This is a genomic window from Comamonas sp. NyZ500 (assembly GCF_016772095.1).
GTDB classification, from domain to species: Bacteria; Pseudomonadota; Gammaproteobacteria; order Burkholderiales; family Burkholderiaceae_C; genus Comamonas; species Comamonas thiooxydans.
Genome location: NZ_JAEIJE010000021.1, coordinates 14,563 through 38,037, shown reverse-complemented (window position 1 = coordinate 38,037; position 23,475 = coordinate 14,563). Strand labels below are relative to the sequence as shown.

Annotated in this window: 22 protein-coding genes and 1 pseudogene; 16 read left to right on the top strand and 7 right to left on the bottom strand. The window is 61.7% G+C overall.

All coding sequences use genetic code 11. The features are described from left to right. The first annotated feature begins 12 nt into the window (after window positions 1-12). From JAO85_RS22035 to JAO85_RS22020, 4 genes are all read left to right on the top strand, one after another. Complete coding sequence (locus JAO85_RS22035; RefSeq protein WP_202789030.1) at window positions 13-327, top strand: NIPSNAP family protein; 315 nt, start codon at window positions 13-15, stop codon at window positions 325-327. A 102-nt stretch (window positions 328-429) separates the two neighbouring features. Continuing rightward, window positions 430-990 carry a TRAP transporter small permease gene (locus tag JAO85_RS22030; RefSeq protein WP_202789029.1) on the top strand — a complete coding sequence of 187 codons (561 nt, stop codon included), beginning with the start codon at window positions 430-432 and terminating at the stop codon, window positions 988-990. Between the two features lie 20 nt (window positions 991-1,010). Further along, window positions 1,011-2,291: a TRAP transporter large permease subunit gene (locus JAO85_RS22025; protein ID WP_012839031.1), complete on the top strand. Its 1,281-nt coding sequence runs from the start codon at window positions 1,011-1,013 to the stop codon at window positions 2,289-2,291. 32 nt (window positions 2,292-2,323) lie between these two features. Further along, window positions 2,324-3,349, top strand: a complete 1,026-nt coding sequence (locus JAO85_RS22020; protein WP_012839030.1) for a TRAP transporter substrate-binding protein — start codon at window positions 2,324-2,326, stop codon at window positions 3,347-3,349. A gap of 403 nt (window positions 3,350-3,752) precedes the next feature. On the opposite strand, the gene JAO85_RS22015 is transcribed toward JAO85_RS22020, so the two are convergent. Next, window positions 3,753-4,151 carry a hypothetical protein gene (locus tag JAO85_RS22015; protein ID WP_237734952.1) on the bottom strand — a complete coding sequence of 133 codons (399 nt, stop codon included), beginning with the start codon at window positions 4,149-4,151 and terminating at the stop codon, window positions 3,753-3,755. Window positions 4,152-4,191: 40 nt separating this feature from the next. Here JAO85_RS22015 and JAO85_RS22010 point away from each other — a divergent pair, with 40 nt between their 5' ends. The 4 genes from JAO85_RS22010 to JAO85_RS21995 all read left to right on the top strand — a co-directional run bounded on the left by JAO85_RS22010 (window position 4,192) and on the right by JAO85_RS21995 (window position 9,402). Further along, on the top strand, window positions 4,192-5,328 hold the full coding sequence (locus JAO85_RS22010) for an iron-containing alcohol dehydrogenase (RefSeq protein WP_202789028.1): 1,137 nt from the start codon (window positions 4,192-4,194) through the stop codon (window positions 5,326-5,328). 91 nt (window positions 5,329-5,419) lie between these two features. After that, a complete protein-coding gene (locus tag JAO85_RS22005) occupies window positions 5,420-6,751 on the top strand; it encodes an MFS transporter (RefSeq protein ID WP_012839027.1) in 1,332 nt (443 codons plus the stop codon). A 47-nt stretch (window positions 6,752-6,798) separates the two neighbouring features. Then, window positions 6,799-8,385, top strand: a complete 1,587-nt coding sequence (locus JAO85_RS22000) for an aldehyde dehydrogenase (NADP(+)) (protein ID WP_039051081.1) — start codon at window positions 6,799-6,801, stop codon at window positions 8,383-8,385. 99 nt (window positions 8,386-8,484) lie between these two features. Continuing rightward, on the top strand, window positions 8,485-9,402 hold the full coding sequence (locus JAO85_RS21995) for a transcriptional regulator GcvA (RefSeq protein ID WP_202789027.1): 918 nt from the start codon (window positions 8,485-8,487) through the stop codon (window positions 9,400-9,402). Here JAO85_RS21995 and JAO85_RS21990 read toward each other — a convergent pair. From JAO85_RS21990 to JAO85_RS21980, 3 genes are read right to left on the bottom strand one after another with little or no spacing between them, the layout of a single operon-like run. Further along, window positions 9,399-10,337 (bottom strand): amidohydrolase, encoded by a 939-nt coding sequence (locus tag JAO85_RS21990; protein ID WP_012839024.1) that lies wholly within the window; start codon window positions 10,335-10,337, stop codon window positions 9,399-9,401. The genes JAO85_RS21995 and JAO85_RS21990 overlap by 4 nt on opposite strands. Window positions 10,338-10,376: 39 nt before the next feature. Further along, window positions 10,377-11,597, bottom strand: a complete 1,221-nt coding sequence (locus JAO85_RS21985; protein ID WP_202789026.1) for a CaiB/BaiF CoA-transferase family protein — start codon at window positions 11,595-11,597, stop codon at window positions 10,377-10,379. Between the two features lie 33 nt (window positions 11,598-11,630). Continuing rightward, window positions 11,631-12,413: an enoyl-CoA hydratase/isomerase family protein gene (locus tag JAO85_RS21980; protein WP_012839022.1), complete on the bottom strand. Its 783-nt coding sequence runs from the start codon at window positions 12,411-12,413 to the stop codon at window positions 11,631-11,633. 272 nt (window positions 12,414-12,685) lie between these two features. Here JAO85_RS21980 and JAO85_RS21975 point away from each other — a divergent pair, with 272 nt between their 5' ends. The 7 genes and pseudogenes from JAO85_RS21975 to JAO85_RS21945 all read left to right on the top strand — a co-directional run bounded on the left by JAO85_RS21975 (window position 12,686) and on the right by JAO85_RS21945 (window position 18,585). Further along, window positions 12,686-13,660, top strand: coding sequence for a tripartite tricarboxylate transporter substrate binding protein (locus tag JAO85_RS21975; protein WP_012839021.1), 975 nt, complete (start codon window positions 12,686-12,688; stop codon window positions 13,658-13,660). Between the two features lie 11 nt (window positions 13,661-13,671). Further along, window positions 13,672-14,862 (top strand): fumarylacetoacetate hydrolase family protein, encoded by a 1,191-nt coding sequence (locus JAO85_RS21970; protein ID WP_202789025.1) that lies wholly within the window; start codon window positions 13,672-13,674, stop codon window positions 14,860-14,862. Between the two features lies 1 nt (window position 14,863). Further along, window positions 14,864-15,784: an NAD(P)-dependent oxidoreductase gene (locus tag JAO85_RS21965; RefSeq protein ID WP_012839019.1), complete on the top strand. Its 921-nt coding sequence runs from the start codon at window positions 14,864-14,866 to the stop codon at window positions 15,782-15,784. Then, window positions 15,781-16,926, top strand: a complete 1,146-nt coding sequence (locus JAO85_RS21960; protein WP_012839018.1) for an alpha-hydroxy acid oxidase — start codon at window positions 15,781-15,783, stop codon at window positions 16,924-16,926. The genes JAO85_RS21965 and JAO85_RS21960 overlap by 4 nt, the downstream gene beginning before the upstream one ends. 34 nt (window positions 16,927-16,960) lie before the next feature. Then, entirely contained in the window at window positions 16,961-17,956 is a 996-nt protein-coding gene (locus JAO85_RS21955; RefSeq protein ID WP_012839017.1) for a tripartite tricarboxylate transporter substrate binding protein, read from the top strand. A gap of 61 nt (window positions 17,957-18,017) precedes the next feature. Beyond that, window positions 18,018-18,324 (top strand): annotated as a pseudogene (locus JAO85_RS21950) (amidohydrolase family protein); the annotation flags it as partial. A gap of 117 nt (window positions 18,325-18,441) precedes the next feature. Further along, window positions 18,442-18,585, top strand: coding sequence for a hypothetical protein (locus tag JAO85_RS21945; protein WP_202789024.1), 144 nt, complete (start codon window positions 18,442-18,444; stop codon window positions 18,583-18,585). Window positions 18,586-19,031: 446 nt separating this feature from the next. Here JAO85_RS21945 and JAO85_RS21940 read toward each other — a convergent pair whose 3' ends face one another. Further along, complete coding sequence (locus JAO85_RS21940; RefSeq protein ID WP_202789023.1) at window positions 19,032-19,454, bottom strand: SRPBCC family protein; 423 nt, start codon at window positions 19,452-19,454, stop codon at window positions 19,032-19,034. Window positions 19,455-19,484: 30 nt separating this feature from the next. Continuing rightward, window positions 19,485-20,504: an aldo/keto reductase gene (locus JAO85_RS21935; protein WP_012839014.1), complete on the bottom strand. Its 1,020-nt coding sequence runs from the start codon at window positions 20,502-20,504 to the stop codon at window positions 19,485-19,487. 105 nt (window positions 20,505-20,609) lie between these two features. On the opposite strand from JAO85_RS21935, the gene JAO85_RS21930 reads away from it, so the two are divergent. Further along, window positions 20,610-21,530, top strand: a complete 921-nt coding sequence (locus JAO85_RS21930; RefSeq protein ID WP_012839013.1) for a LysR family transcriptional regulator — start codon at window positions 20,610-20,612, stop codon at window positions 21,528-21,530. 523 nt (window positions 21,531-22,053) lie between these two features. On the opposite strand, the gene JAO85_RS21925 is transcribed toward JAO85_RS21930, so the two are convergent. Then, entirely contained in the window at window positions 22,054-23,217 is a 1,164-nt protein-coding gene (locus JAO85_RS21925; RefSeq protein WP_202789022.1) for a GGDEF domain-containing protein, read from the bottom strand. Window positions 23,218-23,475: the final 258 nt, after the last annotated feature.

Below are 23,475 nucleotides of genomic sequence, written 5' to 3'. Positions count from 1 at the left end.
TAGGAGTCAAAAATGTATTACGAAATGCGTACATACACCCTGAAAGTGGGTACGGTCAAAGAATATCTGAAGCATTTTGAAGAAGTCGGCCTTCCGGTTATCTCCAAATACGCAAAGTTGGTCGGCTGGTGGTATACGGAGATTGGTGAGCTGAATCAGATCATCCATATCTGGGCCTACGAAAGCCTGGATGAAAGAACCGAGCGCCGCGCTGCACTGTACCGCGACCAAGATTGGCTGGAAAAATTTGTACCTACCGCCTTCCCCATGATCGTCAAGCAGGAATCGGTGCTGCTGCGTCCTGCGGATTTCTCTCCGATCAAATAAAGGGCAGTCGCCTCATTCATTCAATCAATGCCTCAGGCATTGATTGAATGAATGCAAAAAAGCCCGGGATATATCGGGTAATTAAAAAACAGGAGACAAGCCATGAAGATTTTGACGAATGGATTGAGTCGCTTGCTGGGAATCGTGATTGGCATTTGTCTGGCAATCATGGTGGTGCTGGTGTTTGGTAACGTGGTTTTACGCTATGCCTTCAATTCGGGCATCAGCATCAGTGAAGAAATGTCGCGCTGGTTGTTTCTGTGGATGACGTTTCTGGGCGCCATTATTGCGCTGCGGGAAAACGCCCATCTCGGAACCGATGTGCTGACCTCAAGGCTGCCCTTGATGGGCAAGCGTGTCTGCGCCGTGATCGCCAGACTGTTGATGCTCTATATCAGCTGGCTTTTGATGTCGGGCAGCTGGTCGCAAATACTGATCAATATGGATGTCCTGGCACCGGTTTCCGGTGCTTCCATGGCTATCTTTTACGGCTCCGGCTTTGTCTTTGGTCTGGCCAGCATGGTCATTTTGCTCAAGCAGCTTTGGGCTGCGCTCAGGGGCGAGGAGGCTTCCTTCTCGCTAAGCCAGGAAAGCGAAGAGCTGACCCAGTACGAGGCCAAGCTCGACGAGAAAAAACAGGCGCCATGCAGCGCCAATCGATGACAGATTGAGAAGGTGCTGCCATGACGGTATTTATTTTCCTTGGCTCTTTGCTGGCTGCCATGGCCATAGGGCTGCCGATCGCCTATGCACTTTTGGCTTCGGGTGTTGCCTTGATGTGGCATCTGGATTTGTTCGATGCGCAGATTCTTGCGCAGAACGTCATCAATGGAGCGGATAGCTTTCCTTTGCTGGCTGTTCCATTTTTCATGCTGGCTGGCGAAATCATGAACGTGGGCGGCTTGTCGCGCCGCATCGTTCATTTGGCCTTGACCTTGGTGGGGCACAAGCGTGGAGGTCTGGGTTTCGTGGCCATCGTCGCCGCATGCATGCTGGCGGCGCTTTCGGGCTCGGCGGTTGCCGATACGGCTGCGCTGGCTTCGCTGCTGCTGCCGATGATGAAGCGCGCCGGTCACGACCCGGCACGTGCCGGGGGATTGATCGCCTCGGCGGGGATCATCGCACCGGTGATCCCTCCTTCCATTGGCTTTGTGATCTTCGGGGTTGCGGCCAATCTCTCCATCAGCAAGTTGTTCATGGCCGGCATTGTTCCAGGGCTGCTGATGGGCCTGAGCATTGCCATCGCCTGGTGGTTTGTTGCCAAGAAGGAGGCCATTTCCACGCCGCCCAAGGCCAGCTGGGAAGAGCGTTTGGCGGCACTCAGGGAGTCGACCTGGGCACTCTTTTTGCCGGTGATCGTGATCGTCGGCCTCAAGATGGGCGTGTTCACACCGACAGAAGCCGCCGTGGTGGCCGCGGTTTACGCACTCGTGGTGTCCATGCTGGTCTACAAGGAGATGAGCTGGGGCCAGTTGTGCGAGGCATTTCTGAGCTCGGCCAAAACCACGGCCGTCATCATGCTGCTGGTGGCTGCCGCCATGGTCAGCGCGTGGCTGATCACCGTGGCCGAAATCCCTGACCAGATGATCGCGCTGCTTGAGCCCTTCATGGGCAACAAGACCCTGCTGCTGATCGCCATCATGATGCTGGTCATGGTGGTGGGCACGGCCATGGATATGACGCCTACGATTCTGATTCTGACTCCGGTGCTGATGCCCGTGGTGAAAGCGGCCGGCATCGATCCCATTTACTTCGGGGTGCTGTTCATCATCAACAACTCCATTGGCCTGATCACTCCGCCCGTTGGCACGGTTCTGAATGTGGTGGCAGGCGTGGGGAAAATGAAAATGGACCAAGTCACCCGCGGGGTTCTGCCATTCATGGGGGCTCAGCTGACAGTCATGTTTATGATGGTTTTCTTCCCGGTGCTGGTAACTGGTCCTGCACGCTGGTTCTACGGTTGATTCAAATAAACCGGATATTCAAGGAGACAAAAATGCAATATTCCATTTCCAGGGCTGTAAAAATCGTTGCTGCCTGCACTTTGAGCACGGCGGTATTGATGCCTGCGGCACAGGCCCAGGTTTCGGAGCGAACGCTCAAGGCGGCAGCAAGCGTTCCGGCGGATCATCCGGTGGTGGTCGGACTCAAGAAATTCTCGGATATCGTCAACAAGAACAGCGGCGGAAAAATCAAGATTCGTGTTTATCCGAATGCACAGCTGGGAAATGACTTGCAGGCCCAATCGGCATTGCAAGGTGGCACGCTCGATTTCTTTCTGGGCGCGACCACAACCCTGGGCGGAATCGTGAAGGACTTTGGGGTTTACGATTTCCCATTCCTTTTCAACAAGCCCGAAGAAGCAGATGCGGTGCTTGACGGACCGTTTGGCAAAAAGCTGGAGGCAAAGCTTCCCGAAAAAGGGCTGGTTTCTCTTGGCTATTGGGAAAATGGCTACCGTAATGTGACCAATAGCAAACACCCGATTGTTAAATGGGAAGACCTGGGTGGCCTGAAAATCCGTACCATGCAAAGCTCGGTATTGCTGGATGTTTTCAATAACTTCAATGCCAATGCCGTGCCTCTGGCGTTTTCCGAGGTCTATTCCGCGCTGGAGACTCGCGCCGTGGATGCGCAGGAAAATCCCAATGCGCTGATTGAATCCTCCAAATTTGACGATGTTCAAAAATACATCAGCCTGACGCGTCATGTATACAACCCATTCATCTTGTTGATGAGCAAGAAAAGCTGGGACAAGTTGAGCGCGGACGAAAAGAGGCTGCTCGGCGATGCGGCGACCGAGGCCAAGCTGTTTGAGCGCCGCCTGAGCCGTGAGAACGACGCGAAGGCCTTGGCCGAGCTGAAGAAGCGTGGCATGCAGGCGAATGATTTCTCGGATGCCGAGCGCACTCGCATGGCGGAGCGGACCAAGCCCATCATTGCTAAGCACTCCACGCAGATCGGCGGCACCGTCGTGAGTGAATTGCAGGCTGAAATCGCCAAGGTCAGGGCCGCCAAATAAGCCTTGCCGGCCTGGCGAGGTTGCCTGCCATGCGGTGGCGATCTGGCTGCCCCAGGTTTTTCCTGCCTCCGGTCTTCCATGTGGAAGACCGGATTTTTCCAATGTGGCTTCCGGAGAAATGCCGATCGCTCACCACAAGCTGCGCGGCCAGGCCGGGGCTGTACGCCTTCAATCCCTCAACCCGCGCCGAGGTCGCAGCGTCGCGCTTGGGCTTCGGCTCCCGGAATCGTATCGTGGGCTTGGCCCTCAGTGCCTCGACAGCGACTGCAAGGGTCGCTGACGGAGCTGTCGAAGTGAGTTGCTGCTGCCTGCCAGCAGGGTGAGCGCCGGGCTTTTCTACACGCCCTTGCGCAGCACCAGTTCATAGAGCACCAGAACCCTGTCACGGCCAGCGCGTTCCACTTCAGCGCTTTCGCCTGATGGCCAATCGCCGGCCCGCGCCGCAGGCAATCGCATCCAGCTCAAACCGCAGGTTATTGATATCAGCCTGAATCAGGCGTGCAAATCGCAGCACGCACTGGCCGGTTTCATTAGGGATTAACCCTCGGTTTGTGCACTCAAAGAGCTTCCGCTGAAACGTCTGCCCCAGTTCGCGCCAGGACTTGCTGGCGCCGGGCTGGGCAAGTTCTGCCTTGTCTGAAGCGCCAAGCGGGGCGCCACTTTCCTCGATGGCGATGAGCGGCCGCAACGGCTGGCAGGCAGTCTCGCCATCACGAAGTTCAGGCTGAGTCTGATGCTTGGAATGATGAAAAGTTATATCACTATCGAAAATTGTCAGTGTTCTGAAGTGGGCTGTCTTCATAGACTCCACCTCCTGTGAATTGTTTGAGACAAGAGGCGATATGGCATTGATCAACTATGTGACCGAAGTACGTTTCGGCGCCGGTATCCTGGCTGAATTGAAAGAAGTCTGCGGCAAGCTGGGTATTACAAAACCTTTGATCGTGACGGACAAAGGCGTGGAGGCTGTCGGCATCGTCGACAAGGTCCAGTCCGCGCTCGGCCAGCAGCCAGCGGCTGTTTTCAACGAGACGCCGCCCAATCCGTCCGAATCGGCTGTGCGCGCCGGCGTCCAGGTGCTGAAGGCTGGCGACTGCAACGGCATCGTCGCCGTGGGCGGGGGCTCGTCCATCGACCTGGCCAAGGCGGTGGCCGTAGCCGCGCGCCATGAAGGGTCGCTGCGCCAGTTCGCGCTGATCGAGGGTGGGCTGCAGCGCATCACCGCCGCCACGCTGCCCATCATCGCCATTCCCACCACGGCGGGCACGGGCAGCGAAGTAGGGCGCGGCGCCATCATCATCCTGGATGACGGCCGCAAGGTCGGCATCCTCTCCCCGTATGTGATTCCCAAGGTGGCGATCTGCGATCCGGATTTGACGCTGGGCCTTCCCGCGGGGCTCACTGCCGCCACCGGCATGGACGCCATCGCGCACTGCATCGAGACCTTTCTGGCCCCGGCCTTCAATCCGCCGGCCGACGGCATTGCGCTCGACGGCCTGTGGCGTGGCTGGCACCATATCGACACGGCCTTCCATGAGCCTGCCAATGTCGAGGCGCGAACCAACATGATGAGTGCCTCGCTGCAGGGGGCGCTGGCCTTCCAGAAGGGGCTGGGCTGTGTGCACAGCCTCAGCCATTCGCTGGGCGGCATCAACCCCAGGCTGCACCACGGCACGCTCAATGCCATCCTGCTGCCGGCCGTGATCCGCTTCAACCGCGGCGCGGAATCCGTGGTGCGCGAAGACAAGATCGCCCGCCTGGCGCAGGCCATGGGCCTGCCGGCCTCGGTGTCGGTCGAGGAATCCCTGGTCGCCAAGTCCCGCGCGCTGCAGCTGCCCACGGGCCTGGGCGAGTTGGGTGTGACGGAGGACCTGTTTGACCGCATCGTGCAGGGCGCGCTGGCCGACCACAGCCATCGCACCAATCCGCGCGAGGCTTCGGCCGCAGACTATGTCGAGATGCTGTGGCAATCGATGTGAGCTTCATGCGTACATGCCCGGGCGCCGATATGAGGCCGCTGCCGGGCATGCATGACCCAATAGCCCAACACAGAAAAATGCAGGTGGAGACATGAGCAGCACCTCTTTCAATGCACTGGATTCCATGGCCGCCAAGGAAACCATGGTTCCGGATTCCGAGCGCCGCCGCGCGCTCTTCGGCAGCGCCGTCGGCAGCACCATCGAGTGGTATGACTATTTCCTCTACGGAACCATGTCGTCCATCATCTTTGCCAAGCAGTTCTTTCCCAGCGACAACGCGCTGGTGAGCCAGATGCTGGCACTGGCGACCTTTGCGCTGGCCTTCCTGATACGGCCGCTGGGAGGCGTGATCTTCTCGCACATCGGCGACCGCGTCGGCCGCAAGAAGACGCTGGCGATGACACTGTCCATGATGGGCTTGTCCACCGTGCTCATGGGCCTGCTGCCCAACTATGCACAGATCGGCATGGCCGCGCCCATATTGCTGACGCTGCTGCGCCTGCTGCAGGGGTTAGCCCTGGGCGGCGAGTGGGGCGGCGGCGTGCTGCTGGCGGTGGAGTACTCGCCGCGCGCCAAGCGAGGCTTCTATGGCGCGGTGCCGCAGACCGGTGCAGTGCTGGGCTTGGCCCTGGGCAACATCATCACCTCGTTGCTGAGCGCCAGCATGAGCGAGGAGGCCTTCCTGGCCTGGGGCTGGCGCATTCCCTTCGTGGGCTCCATCGTGCTGGTGATGATCGGCATGTGGATCCGCAATGCCGTGGGCGAGACGCCTTCGTTCAAGAAGATCCAGGCCAGCCGCAGCGCCCCGCGCATTCCACTCAAGGAAACGCTGCAGCACCATTGGCGGGAGGTGCTGATCGCCATCGGCGCGAAGGTCATCGAGACCTCGACCTTCTTCCTGTATGCGACCTTCACCATCTCCTACATGATGGATCACGGCTTTGCGCGCTCCACCATCCTCAACATCGTGCTGGTCTGCGCACTGATCGCGTTCCCCTTCATGCTGTTCTTCGGCCACCTGTCGGACCGCATAGGCCGCAAGAAGGTCTTCATCTTCGGCAGCCTGGCCTTCCTGGCCTGGATCTTTCCGTACTTCTGGCTGCTGGACCAGAAATCCGTGCCTGCCGCGGCGCTGGCCATCGGCGTGGGCCTGGGCATCATCTGGGCCAGTTACGGCGCCATGATCGGCACGCTGCTGGCCGAGGCCTTTCCGGCAGCGATCCGCTACACCGGCATGTCGCTGGGCTACCAGATCGGCGCAGCGCTGGTGGGCGGTCCCATGCCACTGATCGCGACCGCATTGATTGCCTATTTCAGCGGCAGCTATGTACCCGTGGTTCTTTTCCTCGCCGCCTGTGCGCTGGTTTCCATTGCGGCAGTGGCCTTGGCACGCGACCGCAGCGGCCAGCCGCTGGACGAGTGAATTTCGCTGTTTTCTTCCATCCCGACAATCCAACAGGAGCAACCCCCATGCAACTCACCGGAGAAATGCTGATCGGCCACGCCGCCGTGCGCGGCCAGGCCGGAGGCCTGCGCGCCTTCAATCCCGCAGCCAACGCTGCCATTGCCGAGCCCGAGTTCGGCCTGGGCACCCGCGAGGACGTGGACCGCGCCGTGGGCCTGGCCACCCGTGCCTTCGACAGCTATCGCAACCTGCCTCTGGAGCGCCGAGCCGCCTTTCTCGAAGCCATTGCCGACGAAATCATGGCGCTGGGCGATGTACTCATCGAGCGCGCCCATGCCGAGAGCGGTCTGCCGCTGGCCCGCCTGACCGGCGAGCGTGGCCGCACCGTGGGGCAGCTGCGGCTGTTTGCCCAGGTCGTGCGCGACGGGCATTTCCTGCGCGCCACCATCGACACTGCCCAGCCCGGGCGCCAGCCATTGCCGAGGGCTGACCTGCGGCTGGCCAAGATCCCGCTGGGCCCGGTGGCCGTGTTCGGGGCCAGCAACTTCCCGCTGGCCTTTTCGGTGGCAGGCGGCGACACCGCCTCGGCGCTCGCTGCAGGCGCACCCGTGGTCGTGAAGGCGCACAGCGCCCACCTGGGCACTTCGGAGCTGGTCGGCCGAGCCGTGCAGAAGGCGGCGCAGAGCCAGGGCATGCCCGAAGGCGTGTTCTCGCTGCTGATCGGCGCCGGCCGCGAGATCGGCGAGGCGCTCGTGGCCCACCCGGGTATCAAGGCCGTGGGCTTCACGGGCTCGCGCCAGGGCGGCCTGGCCCTGCTGCGCATCGCCAACAACCGCCACGAGCCGATTCCCGTCTATGCCGAGATGAGCAGCATCAACCCGGTGTTCCTGCTGCCCCATGCGCTGGCCGCGCGCGGCGAGGCCCTGGCCCAGGGCTTTGCCGATTCGCTGACCATGGGCGCAGGCCAGTTCTGCACCAACCCCGGCCTGGTGCTGGCCATCGATGGGCCCGACCTGCAGCGCTTCGTGGCTGCGGCTGGCAAGGCGCTCGGTGCCAAGGCCGCACAAACCATGCTGACGCCGGGCATCTACGCCGCCTACCAGGAGGGCAGGGCTCAGGTGGAAGCCGTGGAAGGGGTCGAGCGCGTGGCCTGCGGCGCGGATGCCGCCGGCCAGCCCAATGCCGCCCAGGCAGCGCTCTACGTAACCGATGCCCGGCACCTGCTGAGCAACCCGGCGCTGCAGGCCGAGATGTTCGGACCGGCGTCGGTGGTCGTGAAGGCGCGCAGTCTCGATGAGCTGCTGCAGGTGGCCGATCTGCTGGAGGGCCAGCTCACCGCGACCCTGCTGCTGGATGGGGGCGACCACGACGCCGCACGCCAGTTGCTGCCGGTGCTGGAGCGCAAATGCGGCCGCATTCTGGCCAACGGCTTCCCGACAGGCGTCGAGGTCTGCCATGCGATGGTGCACGGCGGCCCGTTCCCGGCCACCTCCAACGCCATGTACACCTCGGTGGGGGCCAGCGCGATAGACCGCTTCCTGCGGCCGGTGTGCTACCAGGACATCCCCGATGCACTGCTGCCCACGGCGCTGCAAAGCGCCAATCCGCTGGGTACCTGGCGGCTGACGAATGGCGTGATGGCTCAGGCCTGAGCCCGCAAGCATGTAGCCGGCCTCCGCGCCGGTTAAAGTTCAAAGTCGCGCATGGCTGTCCATGGCGACTTTTTTAATTGCATGGATGGCGCTTTGCGTATGGCCAGAAAAATTCCCCCATTGAACCCGCTGCGTGCCTTTGAAGTCTCGGCGCGGCATATGAGCTTTACCAAGGCGGCGGAGGAGTTGTTCGTCACGCCCTCGGCCGTCAGCCACCAGGTCAAGTCGCTGGAGGAAAACCTGGGCATTGCCTTGTTTGTCCGGGATTCCAAGACGCTCACGCTCACCCCGGCGGGCAAGGCGTACCTGCCCGGAGTGCAGGAGGCATTCCGGCAGCTGGAAGTTGCGACCTACCAGTTGCACCGCGAGAAAAGCACTGCGCTGCTCAAGATCAATCTGCCGCCGACATTCGCCGTCAAGTGGCTGATACCGCGTCTGAGCCGGTTTGCCAGCGAGCATCCGGATCTGGACCTGAAGGTGTCCACCTCCAAGCTCATGGCGGATTTTTCCCGCGACGATGTGGACATGGAGATCCGCTATGGGCGTGGCGTATATGCCGGCCTGTATTCGGAAATGGTGCTGCCCGTCGAAGTGTTCGCCGTCTGCAGCCCGGCGCTGCAGCAGGGGCCGCATCCCATCCGTGATTTTGCGGATCTGAGGAGCCATGTGCTGTTACATGATGACAGCACCTACGACGATGTCAGCAATCCGAACTGGGCCACCTGGCTGGCACACATGGGCGTGCACGACATCAATGCCACACGAGGCCCATCGTTCTGGCCCAGCCATCTGGTGATCGATGCCGCGATCGACGGGCAAGGCGTGGCGCTGGTCAAAAAAAGCTGGGTGCAGCAGGACCTGGCATCCGGAAAGCTGGTACGCCTGTTCCCGGAATACAGCCTGCCCATCGAGTTTGCGTATTACCTGGTGTTTCCGCAAAGCCGCCTGGGCGATCCGCGCATCACGTCTTTTGTCGACTGGATGCGGGCGGAGCTGGCCCGGGACCAGCAGTCTTAATCGCGGGCCGGGCTATCGGCCTTGATCCGGTAGATGCGTGCGGCGTTGCCGGCCCACAGCGCCTGCTGCTGTGCAGACGCCAGAGGAGCAATGGCCTGTGCGAAGGCCGAGACGATGGCCGGGTAGCTGGTGACCAGGCTATCGACCGGGAAGTTACTGGCGAACATGCAGCGGTCTGCGCCGAAAATGGCGATGGCTTCGCGGATAACCGGGATGTTGGCCTCTGCGGACCAGGGGGTGTTGCGCTGGCCCAGGCCCGAAATCTTCAAGGCAGTGTTGGGCACTTGTGCCAGAGCTTCCAGCGCTTTTCTCCAGCCAGCCAATCCCTGCGCGCAGCGGTCCGAAGGCAGACCCGTGTGGTTTAGTATCAGCGGGGTAGCCGGAAAATCTCGCGCCAGTTCCTGGGCCTGCTCCAGGTGCCACCATGGCGCCTGGAGGTCGAACGACAGGCCATACTGCTGCAGCAGCGCGTAGCCGTCGCGCCAGCGCATATCGTCCATGGAGCCCGGCTCGCCGCGGCAGAAGTCGCCGATGCGCGCGGCCACCACGGGCTTGTGGCGTATGCCGCGAACCATGTCGAAGGCGGCCTGCGCCGCCAGCACCTGCCTGGTATCGGCGGCGCCAAGATTTGCGTGTGCCACCACGACCGAGGGGCGCTGGTAGCGCTGAGCCAGCGTGGCCAGCCAGCGGGTTTCGTCCACTGGCGTTCCGCGATCCCACTCCGCCTCGATATGGACCGTGGCCATTGGTGCGTAGCCCCGGGTGTCGGCCGCGAAGTCGTCCGGCAAGTAATTGCGTTGCAGCGCTTCGTAGCTGCCGTATCGGAAGTCATGGACGGTCTCGCCCTGTAGCCAGGGGTAGGGGTTGCGGTCCAAATCCCAGAAATGGTGGTGAGCGTCTATGAAGGCCGGAATCTCGGCGTTTGCAGTGGTCATGGTGAAAGGGGCCACGGATGAGCGATGGAAACTGACTGCTTATGCGGGCAAGGCGGTCTGGCCTTGCGCGCCGAATGCTCCGGCATTTTGCAGCTGCTCGATGCGTTCCGAGGATAGACCGAGCTCGGCAAAGACCTCTTCGGTGTGCGCACCGAGAAGGGGCGCCGCGCGGCGGATCTGCTGGGGCGTGCCCCGCAGCTTGACCGGAAAGCCCAGCACCTTGACCTTGCCTTCGACGGGGTGCTCCATCTCCATCACCATGTCGCGCGCTACGGACTGCTCGCAGGCCAGGGCCTCCTCATAGTTGTGGATGGGCGCGGCAGGCACGCCGGCAGCGAGCAGCAGGTCCACCCATTCGGCAGCGGGGCGGCGCGCGAATTCAGCTTCCAGAATGGGAAGCAGCACGGCCCGGTTCTTGATGCGTTCCACATTGTCGGTGAAGCGCGGGTCGGCGAGCAGGTCATGGCGCCCTATCACTTGGCACAGGGCCGCCCACAGCTTTGGGTTGGCAGCGCCGATGACGAAGTGGCGGTCTGCGGCCTTGACTGCCTGGTAAGGGGCGCTCATGCGGTTGGCGCTGCCCAGCGGCGTGGGCACGCGGCCCGTGCCCCAAAATTCGGCGCTTTCCCAGATCGACAGTCCCAGCGCGGTCTCGAACAGCGAGGCGTCGATGTACTGGCCCTGGCCCGTTTCCCCGCGGCCAATAACGGCACTCAGGATGGCATAGGCGGCAAACAGGGCGGCGCCCAGGTCGGCAAAGGGAACACTGGACTTCATGGGCGCGCCGCCGGGGTCGCCCATCACGCTCATGGGGCCGCAGCTGGCCTGGGCGATCAGGTCCAGACCGGGGCGCATGGCCCAGGGGCCTGTCTGCCCGAAGCCCGAAATACTTGCATAGACCAGGCGCGGGTTGATGGCCTGCAGCGTGGGGTAGTCGATCTTCAGCCGCGCAGCCACTCCGGGGCGGTTGTTCTCGACGAGCACATCGGCGCTGCGCACCAGTTCATAGAAGGCTTCAAGCCCCTGAGGGTTCTTCAGGTCGATCTCGACGCTGCGCTTGTTGCGGTTCAGCGCGAGGAAGCCGCCGCTGTCCTCGCCCTTGAGTTTGAAGCCCATGGCGCGGCGGGTCTGATCACCCACGCCAGGTGTTTCGACCTTGATCACGTCGGCGCCCATGTCGCCCAGCAGCATGCAGCAATAGGGGCCGGCCATGATCTGGCTGACGTCGAGTACGCGGATTCTGGAAAGTGGAAGAGTCATTGCAGTCGGAAGAAAAAGGTGGGGAAGACGGATTTAGCGGCCGACGAAGCTGGGGCGCTGCTTGGCCAGGAAGGCCCGGTAGCCGATCTGGAAGTCCTCGGTCTCGAAGCAGTCGTAGGCGACTTCCTGTTCGGCCTCGGTCAGCGGCTGGGGCTGGGCTAGGCGGTGGACGAAGCCCTTGTGCCAGCGAGCCACGAGCGGAGCGCCCACTGCGATGCGGCGGGCTGCGGCATAGCCTTCTTCCAGCACGGCGATGTCCGGCACCACGCGATTGATCAAGCCTTTTTGCAAGGCTTCCGCTGCGTCGAACACACGGCCTTCGAGCACGATCTCCAGCGCCACGGCGCGGCCTGCCAGCGCGACGAGGGCGCCCAGTTCGCCATAGGACATCACCAGGCCCAGGCGGTTGATCGGAGCGCCGAAGCGGCTGGAGACGCCGCAAATGCGCATGTCGCAGACCGCGGCCAGCTCCAGTCCGCCGCCTACGCAGGCCCCCTGGATGACGGCCAGGGTTGGGTGTCGGCTTTCGGACACCGCCTTCATGGCGCGGTGCGTGATTTTTCCGTAGGCCAAGGCCTGGGCCTTGTTCAGCCGGGTGCGGGGGAACTCCTCGATGTCGGCGCCCGCCGAGAAAGCCCGTTCGCCAGCGCCGCGTACCACGATGCAGCGCACCGAGTCGTCGGCCTCCAGCTCCTGCATCAGATCGCCCAGGCGCTGCCACATCTCCAGGTTCATGGCGTTCATTTTGTCCGGGTTGTTCAGCGTAAGGGTGACGATCTGCTGCTCGTCGCGGGATATGAGGATGGTGTTTTCCATGGATTGCTACCTTTGTTGCTTGCTGCGAATTTGTCGTCGCATGGAAAAAGTGTAGGAAGCGCAGCCCGTAGCCTCAACCGAGAAAAATTGGGCGTCTGCACAAGAAAAACTCGGGCTCTAATGCATGAGAAAAACTTGGGGAGCGCTTGAAATATTCCACGTTGTTCAGCGTGATCACGGCTCCTAGACTTTCTGCAAACAAAGCCTGCTGCAGTTCATCCGGACCTCATCAAAACAAGCAGGCGCAATGCAGGAAACCAAGGAGACACGATATGCAACGACGCCACTTTTTGGCCGCGGCAGGCCTGACAGCCATGCACGGGATCTCGCCGGCAAGCGAGACCGAAGCGCGGCTTCCCAAGACCCCGATCCGAATCATTGTGGGATTTCCGCCAGGTGGCGGAACAGATGTCATGAGCCGTGTCCTCTCACAGCAGCTGAGCCTGCGCTGGAACCGCACCGTGATCGTCGAAAACAAGGCCGGTGCTGCGGGCGTCATTGCAGCGGAGTATGTTGCGAAGCAGCCGCCGGACGGCGCTACCCTGCTGATGACGAATTTCAGCAATCACACCATTGCTCCCAGCCTGTATCCCAAGATCGGTTACGTCGCGGAGCGTGACTTCACGCCTGTCGTGCTTGTGGGCACCACGCCCTGCCTGCTGATATGCCGCAAGGAGCAGCAAGCGCAGACCCTGGCTGCCGTCATCCAGCGCTGTAAGGAAAGTCCGGGCACGGTGAGCTTCGGATCGTCGGGGCCTGGCTCCATCCAGCATCTGGCGCTGGAAATGTTCCAGCTGCGTGCTGGTGTGAAAGCGCTGCACACGCCATATCGTGGATCTGCCCCAATGATTTCGGACCTGATGGGCGGGCAGATCGACTACAGCTTTGAAACCATGACTTCGGCCGCACCCCATGTGAAGAGTGGCAAGGTGGTTGCAATTGCTCAGACCGGTCTTGCACGTGCCAAGGCGCAGCCGGACGTTGCCACGGTGGCGGAGAGCGGCTTCCCGGGATTTGATGCAAAGGTCTGGTATGGCCTTGCAGGTCCTCGAGGCCTGCCGGATGCCCTGGTGCAAGCCATCAACAAAGATGTCAATGAGGCACTTCTGATGCCTGCAGTGGCAGAAAAGCTAGTGTCATTTGGCGCGGAAGACGGTGGTGGATCCGCCGCTCAATTCACGGCTTTCATCGCCAGCGAAAAGAAGAAATGGACGCAGGTTATTCGCGATGCAAAGGTAACGGCTTGATGAGTATGAACATGGAAAAATTCGTATTGAACCAGACCCTTCCACAGGATCACGCTCAGGCCGTACTCGTTGGGCGCGTCTGGCTGGCAGGCGCGGACGGTGAGAAAAACATTGCGGGGCCACGCGTCGTGGCCGTCCGCAACGGCCGCTTGATAGATCTGAGCGAGCAGGTGCCAACATTTTCGGCACTGATGGAGCGCGACGACCGCCTGGCGCTGGCGGCCGGTGCAGCGGGCGCTGACCTTGGTCCTGTTGAGGCGTGGCTCAGGAGCAGTCTGACGCATGGCGGCAATCCGCAGTATGCGCATTTGCTTGCGCCTTGCGATCTGCAGGTCGTCAAGGCCGCGGGCGTGACCTTTGCGGCCAGCATGCTGGAACGCGTGATCGAAGAGCAGGCCAGAGGCGAGCCCCAGAAGGCGCATGCCATACGGGCCTCGATGACGGCTGTCGTGGGGGAAGACCTGTCGGCCATCGAACCAGGCTCCGATGAGGCATGCAAGCTCAAGGCGGTGCTGTCCGCCCAGGGACTGTGGTCGCAGTACCTTGAGGTGGGCATAGGACCTGATGCCGAGGTATTCACCAAGGCGGCGCCGCTGTCTTCGGTGGGGCATGGCACAGCGGTGGGCTTGCATCCGGCATCGAGCTGGAACAACCCGGAGCCGGAGATCGTGCTGGCCGTGAACTCACGCGGTGAAATCGTGGGCGCGACTTTGGGCAATGACGTCAACCTGCGCGACTTCGAGGGGCGCAGCGCGCTGCTGCTAGGCAAGGCCAAAGACAACAATGCCTCCTGCGCCATCGGCCCGTTCGTGCGCCTATTGGATCAGCATTTCACACTCGATGACATCGCCTGCGCCGAGGTGCAACTGACGGTCTCCGGCACCGACGGTTTTGTTCTGAATGGCAGAAGTTCCATGAAGTACATCAGCCGTTCACCGCAGAGCCTGGTCCGTCATGCGATGGGCGGGCATCACCAGTACCCAGACGGCATTTTCCTGTTTTGCGGAACCATGTTCGCCCCCACCGAGGATCGTGGAGCACGAGGAGCTGGCTTTACCCACCATGTAGACGATCAAGTCTGCATCTACAGCGCCAGATTGGGAGGGTTGTTCAACCCCGTAGGGCTCAGCGACCAGTTGCCGGCCTGGACCTTCGGCATCGGCGCGTTGATGCGCAACTTGGCTGCGAGAAAGCTGATCTGACATGAGTTTGCCTAATATTGGCTTTATCGGCATAGGGCTGATGGGCGAGGCCATGACGCTGCGCCTGCTCGATCTCGGCTATCCGGTCTTTGTCTGGAACCGCGAGCCCGAGCGGCTGGCCTCGGTGGCGGCTGCGGGCGCCATCCCCCTGGCATCGCCGGCCCAGGTGGCCCGGCAGTGCGATGTAGTGCTGATGTGCGTGCTTGATGATGCGGCCGTCGACTCCTGCACCCGGGGGGCGCAGGGCATTGCCCAGGCTGGCGCAGGAACTGGCAAGCTGGTCATCGATTTTTCGACCATCTCGCCCCGCACCACACGGGAGTTGGCGGCCCATGCGCTGCAGCATACCGGCATGCACTGGATGGATGCCCCGGTATCCGGCGGCCCGCAGGCTGCGCGCGAGGGCCAGCTCACTATCATGGTGGGCGGGAGCGCGGAGGATTTCGAGCGGGCCCGCCCGGTGCTGCAAGCGCTGGGCAGCCAGGTGACGCTGATGGGACCGGCAGGTGCCGGCCAGACGGCGAAGATCATCAACCAGGCCATCGTCGGCGCGGGCTTTGTGCTCATGAGCGAGGCCGCCTTGCTGGCCGAGGCCTCGGGCATAGACGCGGCGCAGCTGCCTGCCTGCCTGCAAGGCGGGTTTGCGGACAGCGTGCTGCTGCAGAAGGTCTATCCGCGCATCCATGAGCGCCGCTTTGATCCACCCATTGGCTATGCGCGCCAGCTATCCAAGGACATGGATGCGGTGCAGGCCTTTGCCCACGAGGCCGATTGCGATCTGCCCATGGTGCAGCAGGCGGCGCGGCTCTTCGCACGCTATGTCGAGGGCGGTGCCGCGATGGCCGATTCGGCCTCCATCATCCGCCTGTATGAAATGGGGCAGGCTGGGCGTCAGGGCCGTAGCGAGGGAGAGGGTGCATGAAGCAAACCATTACCTGTGTCGAGGACCTGCGCGTGCTGGCGCATAGGCGCGTGCCGCGCATGTTCTACGACTATGTGGACGTGGGGTCCTGGACCGAGAGTACCTACCGTGCCAATGCCGCTGACTTCCAGAGTATCTTGCTGCGCCAGCGCGTGGCGCTTGATCTGTCGAGGCGCTCGGTGCGCTCGACCATGGCGGGCCAGGACGTGGCGATGCCGGTAGCGATTGCGCCCACGGGCTTGACCGGCATGCAACATGCAGACGGAGAGATCCTTGCAGCACGGGCCGCCAAGGCATTCGGCGTGCCGTTCACGCTCTCCACGGTCAGCATCTGCTCCATCGAGGATGTGGCCGAGGGTACCGGCGGGCATCCCTTCTGGTTCCAGCTCTATGTGATGCGCGACCGCAAGTTCGTGCAGCGGCTGATACAGAGAGCCGAGGCCGCGCAGTGCTCGGCCCTGGTGGTGACACTGGACTTGCAGATCAGCGGCCAGCGCCATAAGGACCTGAAGAACGGGCTGTCCGCCCCTCCCAAGCTCAGCCTTCTGAATCTGCTGAACATGGCCAGCAAACCACGCTGGTGTCTGGGCATGCTGGGCACCCGGAGGCACAGTTTCGGCAACATCATCGGCCACGTCGACGGCGTGGACAACATGACCTCAATGGCCGAATGGAGCTCGCAACAGTACGACCCAGCGCTGAGCTGGAGGGATATTGCCTGGATCCGCCAACTGTGGAAAGGAAAGCTGATCCTCAAGGGCATACAGGACGTCGAAGATGCGCGCCTGGCTGTGGCCAGCGGCGCCGACGCGCTCATCGTCTCCAACCATGGCGGGCGGCAACTGGACGGCGCACCTTCTTCTATTCGCGCACTGCCGGCGATTGCTGAGGCGGTGGGTCAGCACATCGAGGTCCACATGGACGGCGGCGTGCGCTCGGGCCAGGACGTGCTCAAGGCCATTGCCCTGGGTGCCAAGGGCGTCTACATCGGGCGGGCCATGCTCTACGGCCTGGGTGCCATGGGCGAGCAGGGCGTGGCACGGACGTTGGAGATCATCCACAAGGAGCTTGATCTGACGATGGCTTTTTGCGGAAGAACGGATATCAGGGATGTGGACGCATCCATTTTGCTTTCCTCTTGAAGAACAACCTTAAAACACATAACCGGAGACACTCGTGAATCAATCCTTTGCAAAGATCATGGCGCCAACCCGCTGTAAGCAGTTGCTTGCCGGCATCGGCATGCTGTCGCTGGCCGTCGCGCCAGCATTTGCCCAGCAGGGAAGCTATCCGCAGCACCCTATAGAGCTGGTCGTTCCTTACCAGGCCGGTGGCGGCGCCGATGTAATGGCCAGGGCCTTCTCCAAGGCCGCAGCCAAGGTGATGCCCCAGGGCATCGTCGTCGTCAACAAGCCCGGTGCGGCCGGCGTGATCGGCTGGCAGGATGTCATCCGCGCCAAGCCGGACGGCTACAAGCTGGCGCTGACCACGGTGGAAGTGACCTTTCTGCACTATCTGGGCCTGGCCAAATTCGACCAGCATGCGCTGCGGCCCATTGCCAAGCTGAATGCGGATCCCGCCGTGATCGTGGTGCGCAGCGATGCGCCATATTCCAGCATCGAAGACTTCCTGGCACTGGCGCGCAAACCCGATTCCAATGTGCAGATCGGCAACGCCGGTCAGGGCTCGATGTGGCACATGGCCTCTGCCGCGCTGGCCGAGAAGGGTAAGGCTAGGTTCAACTACATTCCGTATCAGGGCGGATCGCCGGCGCTGCTGGCGCTGCTGGGGGGACACATCGATGCCGTGATCGCGAGCGCCCCCGAGGTCATTCCCTATGTGAATGCGGGCAAACTCAAGGCACTGGGGGTCATGTCTGAAAAGCGGATCAAAGGACTGGGGAACACGCCCACAATGCGTGAGCGGAACATGGATCTGGTGCTGGGAACCTGGCGCGGGCTGGCCGTTCCCAAGGACACACCAGAGCCCGTAGTCAACGCGCTGAGGGAGGCTGCGCAAAAATCCATGCGCGATCCAGAGCTGCGCCAGGTGATGGAAAAACAGTTCTTCACCACCGATACCTATGAAGATGCCCCCGCATTTGCCGCAAGCATGGATAAGGAAAGTGCTGAGCTCAAGGTGGTTGCCAGCGGTATCTCCCTGCGTCCTTGACTGCCGATCCAGGATACAACGCCTGAACCGTTGGTGACAGCGCGAAGATCGTTTGATGAGTTGCGGCGGCAACGACGGTATCCGAGATACCTGGCCGCCCTGACATGCTGGAACGCGCCATGTTCATCGGCATGCGCTACAACTTGCGCCGCGACGACGAAGTGGAACAGGCTCTGCATTGCGTCACCTACACAGGCGCCGAGGTCTGTGGCTTTGCCGACTATGGCCTTACACCCGGACGCCGAGCCGATCTGGTGCTGGTGCCTGCTCAAACTCCCGCCCACGTCGTAGCCGCTCGCCCCGTCTGCTCACTGGTCATCGCCAACGGCCGGATCGTGGCCCGCGACGGCAAATTGCTGCGGGAGTAACTGCATTAAGAAGCTCAGTACCCACTGACGAACCTCTGTGGTTTCTGCATTCAAACAGTCAGCTGTGATGTGTAGCGAGCGCTCTAATTCACAGCCACTCATGGATGACACTCACCGATGAAGCTCTCGTTGGTGTCGATTTACCAAGGCTTGCAGCACATGGTCAATCGCTCGATCAAGCTGTGGGTGCTTCACGTCTCGCACCTGCTGGTTAGCACCAAAGTGGCCGCCTTTGTCGATTGCCTGTGCGCAGCCTTTTAACTCCGCCATTTGGTCGACCCCCGGTAATGGATCGGTCATAGCACGCAATGCGCGGCCACAGTGACCTTGAGCCGTCAGGCGTGCTCGTAATGAAACACTACGACCCATCTGGTAGTCCGCCCACGTGTTGCGAACTCTCAGATCACTCTGTATGCGCATTTCTTGCCAAAGGTATTGGTGAAAAGACCTTGAATTTCCTACTTGAGCGAGTTTTCACACAGTCTCGGCCAAAAGCAACCGGTTACCTCATTTGCTTGGATGTTTGCTTCTGACTGCGTTGGCAATCAGTCACATTGAGTTTAGTGCTTGCCTCCATCGTAGCCTGCGACCTCAAGAAGCAGAAAATCTGCCGTAGCAGTCTGCAAAAAAGCCCGTCGACCAACGGACGACGGGCTGCAGGAAAGTTGCAACGACCTTGGCCGATGCAAGTTCAGACCGGTGGGCAGTTAGACACCGCTTTTCATGGTTGCCGCCAGGGCAGTCAAACCGTCTCGGTAAATGCCTTCGAACAGCTTGGAGGCCTCTTTGTCGCTGACACCATTGGGCGTGAACTCACCGGACCAGTCGATTCGGGCAGACTTGCCACCGTCGACCCCGACCACGCGCAAGGTGGAGAGGTAGTTGGTCACCGGGAACGGAGCCTGGAGGATCGCGTACGTGTAGCTGCGTGCGGTGTGGTCGAAGGCCATCAGGCGCTCGACGATGGCATCGCCGTCGGGATTGAGGAGGCTGCGCACGCGTCCGCCTTCGCTCGAAACGCTCTTGGGGATATACGGCAGCCAGTCGGGCAGAGAATCGAAGCCGCCGATCAGTTGCCAGACTTGGTCAGGCGTTGCTGCCAGGGTAATGGTTGCAGATGCTTGTGCCATTTCGGTTTCCTCTTGTTCAATCTCAAAGGTTCAAACGTTGTCAACAGGCAGCGGCGCATTCGCAGCCACCAGGTTCTGTTCGCGCAGATCGCGCCAGAAGTCGGCGGGGATGACTTCCTTGAGCGCTGCGGTGTCTTCTGCAATGCGCTCGGGGCGGCTGGCGCCCGGGATCACTGCAGCGACGGCGGGGTTGGCCAGGGCGAATTGCAAAGCCGCAGCCTTGATGCTCACTCCATGGCGTTGTGCCGTGCTCTTCATCTTTTCGACCTTGGCGATGATCTCGGGTGGGGCCTTCTGGTATTCAAAGTGCGCACCACCGGCCAGGATGCCCGAGCTGTAGGGGCCGCCGACCACGATCTCGGCATTGCGCTCGATCGCCCTGGGCATCAGGCGCTGCAAAGCGCGCTCGTGGTCGAGCAGGGAGTAGCGGCCCGCCAGCAAAAAGCCGTCGGCCTGGGCTTCGGCCAGATCCAGCGTCAGCTCGATGGGCTCGACCTTGTTGACGCCAAGGCCCCAGGCCTTGATGACCCCTTCTTCACGCAGGCGGGTCAGCGTGCGGAATGCCCCCTTGCGAGCGGTTTCGAAGTAGGACAGCCATTCGTCGCCATAGAAATCCTGAGCGATGTCATGCACCCACACGATGTCGAGGCGGTCGGTCTTCAGACGCTTGAGGCTGTCTTCGATCGAGCGCAGCGTGGCATCGGCCGAGTAGTCATTGACGATCTTGTTGGCCCGGCCATATTCGAAAAGACCGCCTTTCTCGCCCAGGTCGCGGGCGCTGGCGTCTTCCAGTTCATCCAGGATCACGCGGCCCACCTTGGTGCTCAGCACGTACTCGTCGCGCTTGTGGCGCGACAGCGCATCGCCGAGGCGGATTTCCGACAGGCCGGCACCATAGAAAGGCGCGGAGTCGAAGTAGCGCACGCCATGATCCCAGGCCGCGTCCACAGTGGCCTGGGCTTCTGCTTCAGGGATGTTGCGAAACATATTTCCCAGGGGGGCCGTGCCGAAACCGAGAACGTTGCCAGCCAGTTTGTCTTTGAGACTCATAGTCACTCCATGCATCAAAAGTGTTGAAAGTGAAGGCAGTTTAGAATTGCGAGTTGAGTCTGTCCAAGACATAATTTGCACAACTTGAGTCCATTGAGGTCTTAATTGCTGGATATCCGTCAACTCCAATACTTCGTCGCCGTAGCCGAGGAAGAACACGTCGGGCGCGCTGCCGAGCGCCTGCATATCTCACAATCACCACTGAGCCGGCAGATTGCACAGCTCGAAGACAAGCTGGGGCTGGTGCTGTTCGAGCGGTCGCAGCAACGCATCCGGTTGACGCGCGATGGCCGCACGTTTCTTGCCGAGACTCGTGCCTTGCTCACGCACGCCAACCGGCTCGAGTCGCTGGGGCGCAGACTCGGCCGGGGCGACGAGGGCGGGCTCTGTATCGGCTATCTGGAGTACGCTATGCACTCCGGCGTGTTGCCCAATGCGTTGCGCGAGCTAGGGCAAGGCCGCCCAGCGGTGCATATCGCGCTGTACAACCAGCAGTCGGATGCGCAACTGGAAGGGCTTCGTCAGCGCAGCCTGGACATCGCTCTGGTCTGCGAACCACCCCAGCCGGATGATCCCGACCTTGAAGCGGCGCAAGTGCTCAACGATCCGATGCTTCTGGCTGTTCCCAAAGGACATCCGCTCGCAGAAAAGCAAGACATCGAGCCGGCCGATCTTGCGCAGCAACGATGGATTGGCGTGAAGCACAAGGAGAGTGCACTGCGGCACGATACCCTGATCGCCGCCTGTGCGAAAGCCGGCTTCACCCCCACGATCTCGATGGAGGCGACAGAGCCACTCGCCGCCCTTGGCCTCGTCGCCGCAGGGCTGGGGGTGACGACGATCCAGCAGAGCCTGCGACACCAAACGCCCGAGGGTGTCATGCTGCGGGAGCTGTCGTGGCTGACCTACCGCACACCGCTATGGGCCGCCTGGCACAAGATCAATCTGAGGCCCTTGGTCGAAGAGTTCCGCAAGACTCTGGTCAGCGCGAGCAGTGAAATGCATGGAAGTGCAACTACATCGTGAAGTTTGCGCTGGGCTGAGTGGCAGCCGCACGGCTGCTGTCTGGAGATCAAGTTTCGTCAACGATGGATTTGCCCGAGCCAAGCCCTTGATTGCAAAGCAGTCGTTGCCAGCGGGGGCAAACGACCGTAATGGGGCGGCAGCATCTGGTCATGAGTCGTGAGAGGGGACTTCCGTCAGCCTATCGGCTTGCAACTGAAGGCCACTGACCACTGCTCACCAGAAACCTGTCATCGGGCAGTCGCCGCCGTCAATGCTCGGGTGGCCGTTATAGGCTGTGAACGATAGGTCGCAATGCGGCTACGATCAGTGGCAAACCCTGCATAGGATTCTTTGCCTACTAAGGATCGAAGGACAGCAACGGATCGAATAGCGACAGCCGCAACCTGCCAGAAGCAGACATGCCTAAGGCTCTGAGGTGCATCCGCTTCGGGAGCATCACGGTAACGACAATGGGGCCAGGGAGCCGCCGAAGGTGAAGTACATCCGGGCCTCCACACTGGATCCTGTCGAGGCTAGAGGATCATCATTGCGACCGCCCTGACGGAGGCGGGGCGAGTTCCATCCGGTCCCGTCCCTTGCGCTTCGATGCGTAGAGGGCTTCGTCGGCCCGCTTGAGCCAATGTGACAGCTCGGTCTCGGGCTGGTCGAACAAGGTCGCACCGATGCTCAGGGACACTGGCTCGGGCGTTGCGAACATGGCGCGCGCCTGCTGCGCGAACGACTCGCGCAGGTTCTGTCCCAGCTCCTGTGCGACGGCACCGGAGACACTGCGCAGCAGAATCACGAACTCGTCCCCGCCCAGTCGCGCGGCCTGTGCGCCGTGGGGCAGCAAGCCTCGGATGAGGTCGCTCAGGGTCACCAGCAGGCGGTCGCCGGCATCGTGACCGTGCAGGTCGTTGACCTGCTTGAAGTGGTCAATGTCGATCAGCAGCAGGGCGCCGGGGCTGGCCGGCGAGGCCTGCCGCAGCAGCTCGGGTGCGCGCAGATAGAGCGCTCGGCGGTTGTCCAGGGCGGTCAGTGGATCGCGGGCGGCGATCTGTGCGATGCGCTCTTCGCGGCGATGGCGCTCGGTGCCGGTCATGGACATCGCGAGCAGCATGATCGCCATTACGCCTTCCACCAGCGAGACCAGAATCACCGCGCCTCGGAAACTGGCCAGGTTGACGAAAGCGTCCGGTGCCACGGCCGAACCGGCCTTGGCCAGGTAGAACAGGCCGTGTGCCAGCAGGACGAAGCGCAGCTGCGCCGCACCCACACTCAGTGCAGCGCCATGCGGGCGCAGCAGCAGGCCGGCGCGCAAGGTGATGACGGCAATCATCAGCGACTGGATGCCCAGCATCGTTTTGGACCACCAGGGCCCGTCGGGCAGAAACAGCATCGCCAGCCAAACGACGGCCAGCAGCCACCAGGTGCGCGGCAGCCTAGTGCGTGTGAATCCGGCAACGCCAGCCAGGAACAGCCAGTGGGCTGCGATCAGCAAGCCGTTCGGGAACCAGATGCCGAACAGCACATAGCCACTGGAACGCAGCAGGGCCAGCACGCTGCCCACGGCGATGATCGCAAACCCCGCGCTCCAGAGCAGCAGCGAGCGTTCGCGCACGCTGCTCCATTCTGCAGCCAGGTACAGCGCCGAGGCGGCGGCCATGGCCGCGGAGAGGACGAGCAGGGTGAAGGGATCGAGAACCATGGGCGGTGGATGTGTCAGCGCGGGAGCCGATCAGCTGCTCGGGGGCGACGGTCGGGGCCGTGGCATTGAAATGGAACGGGCCGCACGCGAGGCGAATTGTCGCAGGATGCGGATTTTCAAGTATCTCTTGTGGGCTGGGTCGCCGGGAGGAATTAACGGATGGAGCCGGGCATAAGGAGAGGATGTCCGACGCCGTTCCTGCCACGATCGGCAGGCCGTCCTCGGTGACCTGCCACATGCTGAGCGTCCGTGGGACTT

What these genes read in the sequence shown, in the direction of transcription:
- JAO85_RS22035 (WP_202789030.1), top strand. Translation starts at nt 13, where the DNA reads ATGTATTACGAAATGCGTACATACACCCTGAAAGTGGGTACGGTCAAA.
- JAO85_RS22030 (WP_202789029.1), top strand. Translation starts at nt 430, where the DNA reads ATGAAGATTTTGACGAATGGATTGAGTCGCTTGCTGGGAATCGTGATT.
- JAO85_RS22025 (WP_012839031.1), top strand. Translation starts at nt 1,011, where the DNA reads ATGACGGTATTTATTTTCCTTGGCTCTTTGCTGGCTGCCATGGCCATA.
- JAO85_RS22020 (WP_012839030.1), top strand. Translation starts at nt 2,324, where the DNA reads ATGCAATATTCCATTTCCAGGGCTGTAAAAATCGTTGCTGCCTGCACT.
- JAO85_RS22015 (WP_237734952.1), bottom strand. Translation starts at nt 4,151, where the DNA reads ATGAAGACAGCCCACTTCAGAACACTGACAATTTTCGATAGTGATATA.
- JAO85_RS22010 (WP_202789028.1), top strand. Translation starts at nt 4,192, where the DNA reads ATGGCATTGATCAACTATGTGACCGAAGTACGTTTCGGCGCCGGTATC.
- JAO85_RS22005 (WP_012839027.1), top strand. Translation starts at nt 5,420, where the DNA reads ATGAGCAGCACCTCTTTCAATGCACTGGATTCCATGGCCGCCAAGGAA.
- JAO85_RS22000 (WP_039051081.1), top strand. Translation starts at nt 6,799, where the DNA reads ATGCAACTCACCGGAGAAATGCTGATCGGCCACGCCGCCGTGCGCGGC.
- JAO85_RS21995 (WP_202789027.1), top strand. Translation starts at nt 8,485, where the DNA reads ATGGCCAGAAAAATTCCCCCATTGAACCCGCTGCGTGCCTTTGAAGTC.
- JAO85_RS21990 (WP_012839024.1), bottom strand. Translation starts at nt 10,337, where the DNA reads ATGACCACTGCAAACGCCGAGATTCCGGCCTTCATAGACGCTCACCAC.
- JAO85_RS21985 (WP_202789026.1), bottom strand. Translation starts at nt 11,597, where the DNA reads ATGACTCTTCCACTTTCCAGAATCCGCGTACTCGACGTCAGCCAGATC.
- JAO85_RS21980 (WP_012839022.1), bottom strand. Translation starts at nt 12,413, where the DNA reads ATGGAAAACACCATCCTCATATCCCGCGACGAGCAGCAGATCGTCACC.
- JAO85_RS21975 (WP_012839021.1), top strand. Translation starts at nt 12,686, where the DNA reads ATGCAACGACGCCACTTTTTGGCCGCGGCAGGCCTGACAGCCATGCAC.
- JAO85_RS21970 (WP_202789025.1), top strand. Translation starts at nt 13,672, where the DNA reads ATGGAAAAATTCGTATTGAACCAGACCCTTCCACAGGATCACGCTCAG.
- JAO85_RS21965 (WP_012839019.1), top strand. Translation starts at nt 14,864, where the DNA reads ATGAGTTTGCCTAATATTGGCTTTATCGGCATAGGGCTGATGGGCGAG.
- JAO85_RS21960 (WP_012839018.1), top strand. Translation starts at nt 15,781, where the DNA reads ATGAAGCAAACCATTACCTGTGTCGAGGACCTGCGCGTGCTGGCGCAT.
- JAO85_RS21945 (WP_202789024.1), top strand. Translation starts at nt 18,442, where the DNA reads ATGAAGCTCTCGTTGGTGTCGATTTACCAAGGCTTGCAGCACATGGTC.
- JAO85_RS21940 (WP_202789023.1), bottom strand. Translation starts at nt 19,454, where the DNA reads ATGGCACAAGCATCTGCAACCATTACCCTGGCAGCAACGCCTGACCAA.
- JAO85_RS21935 (WP_012839014.1), bottom strand. Translation starts at nt 20,504, where the DNA reads ATGAGTCTCAAAGACAAACTGGCTGGCAACGTTCTCGGTTTCGGCACG.
- JAO85_RS21925 (WP_202789022.1), bottom strand. Translation starts at nt 23,217, where the DNA reads ATGGTTCTCGATCCCTTCACCCTGCTCGTCCTCTCCGCGGCCATGGCC.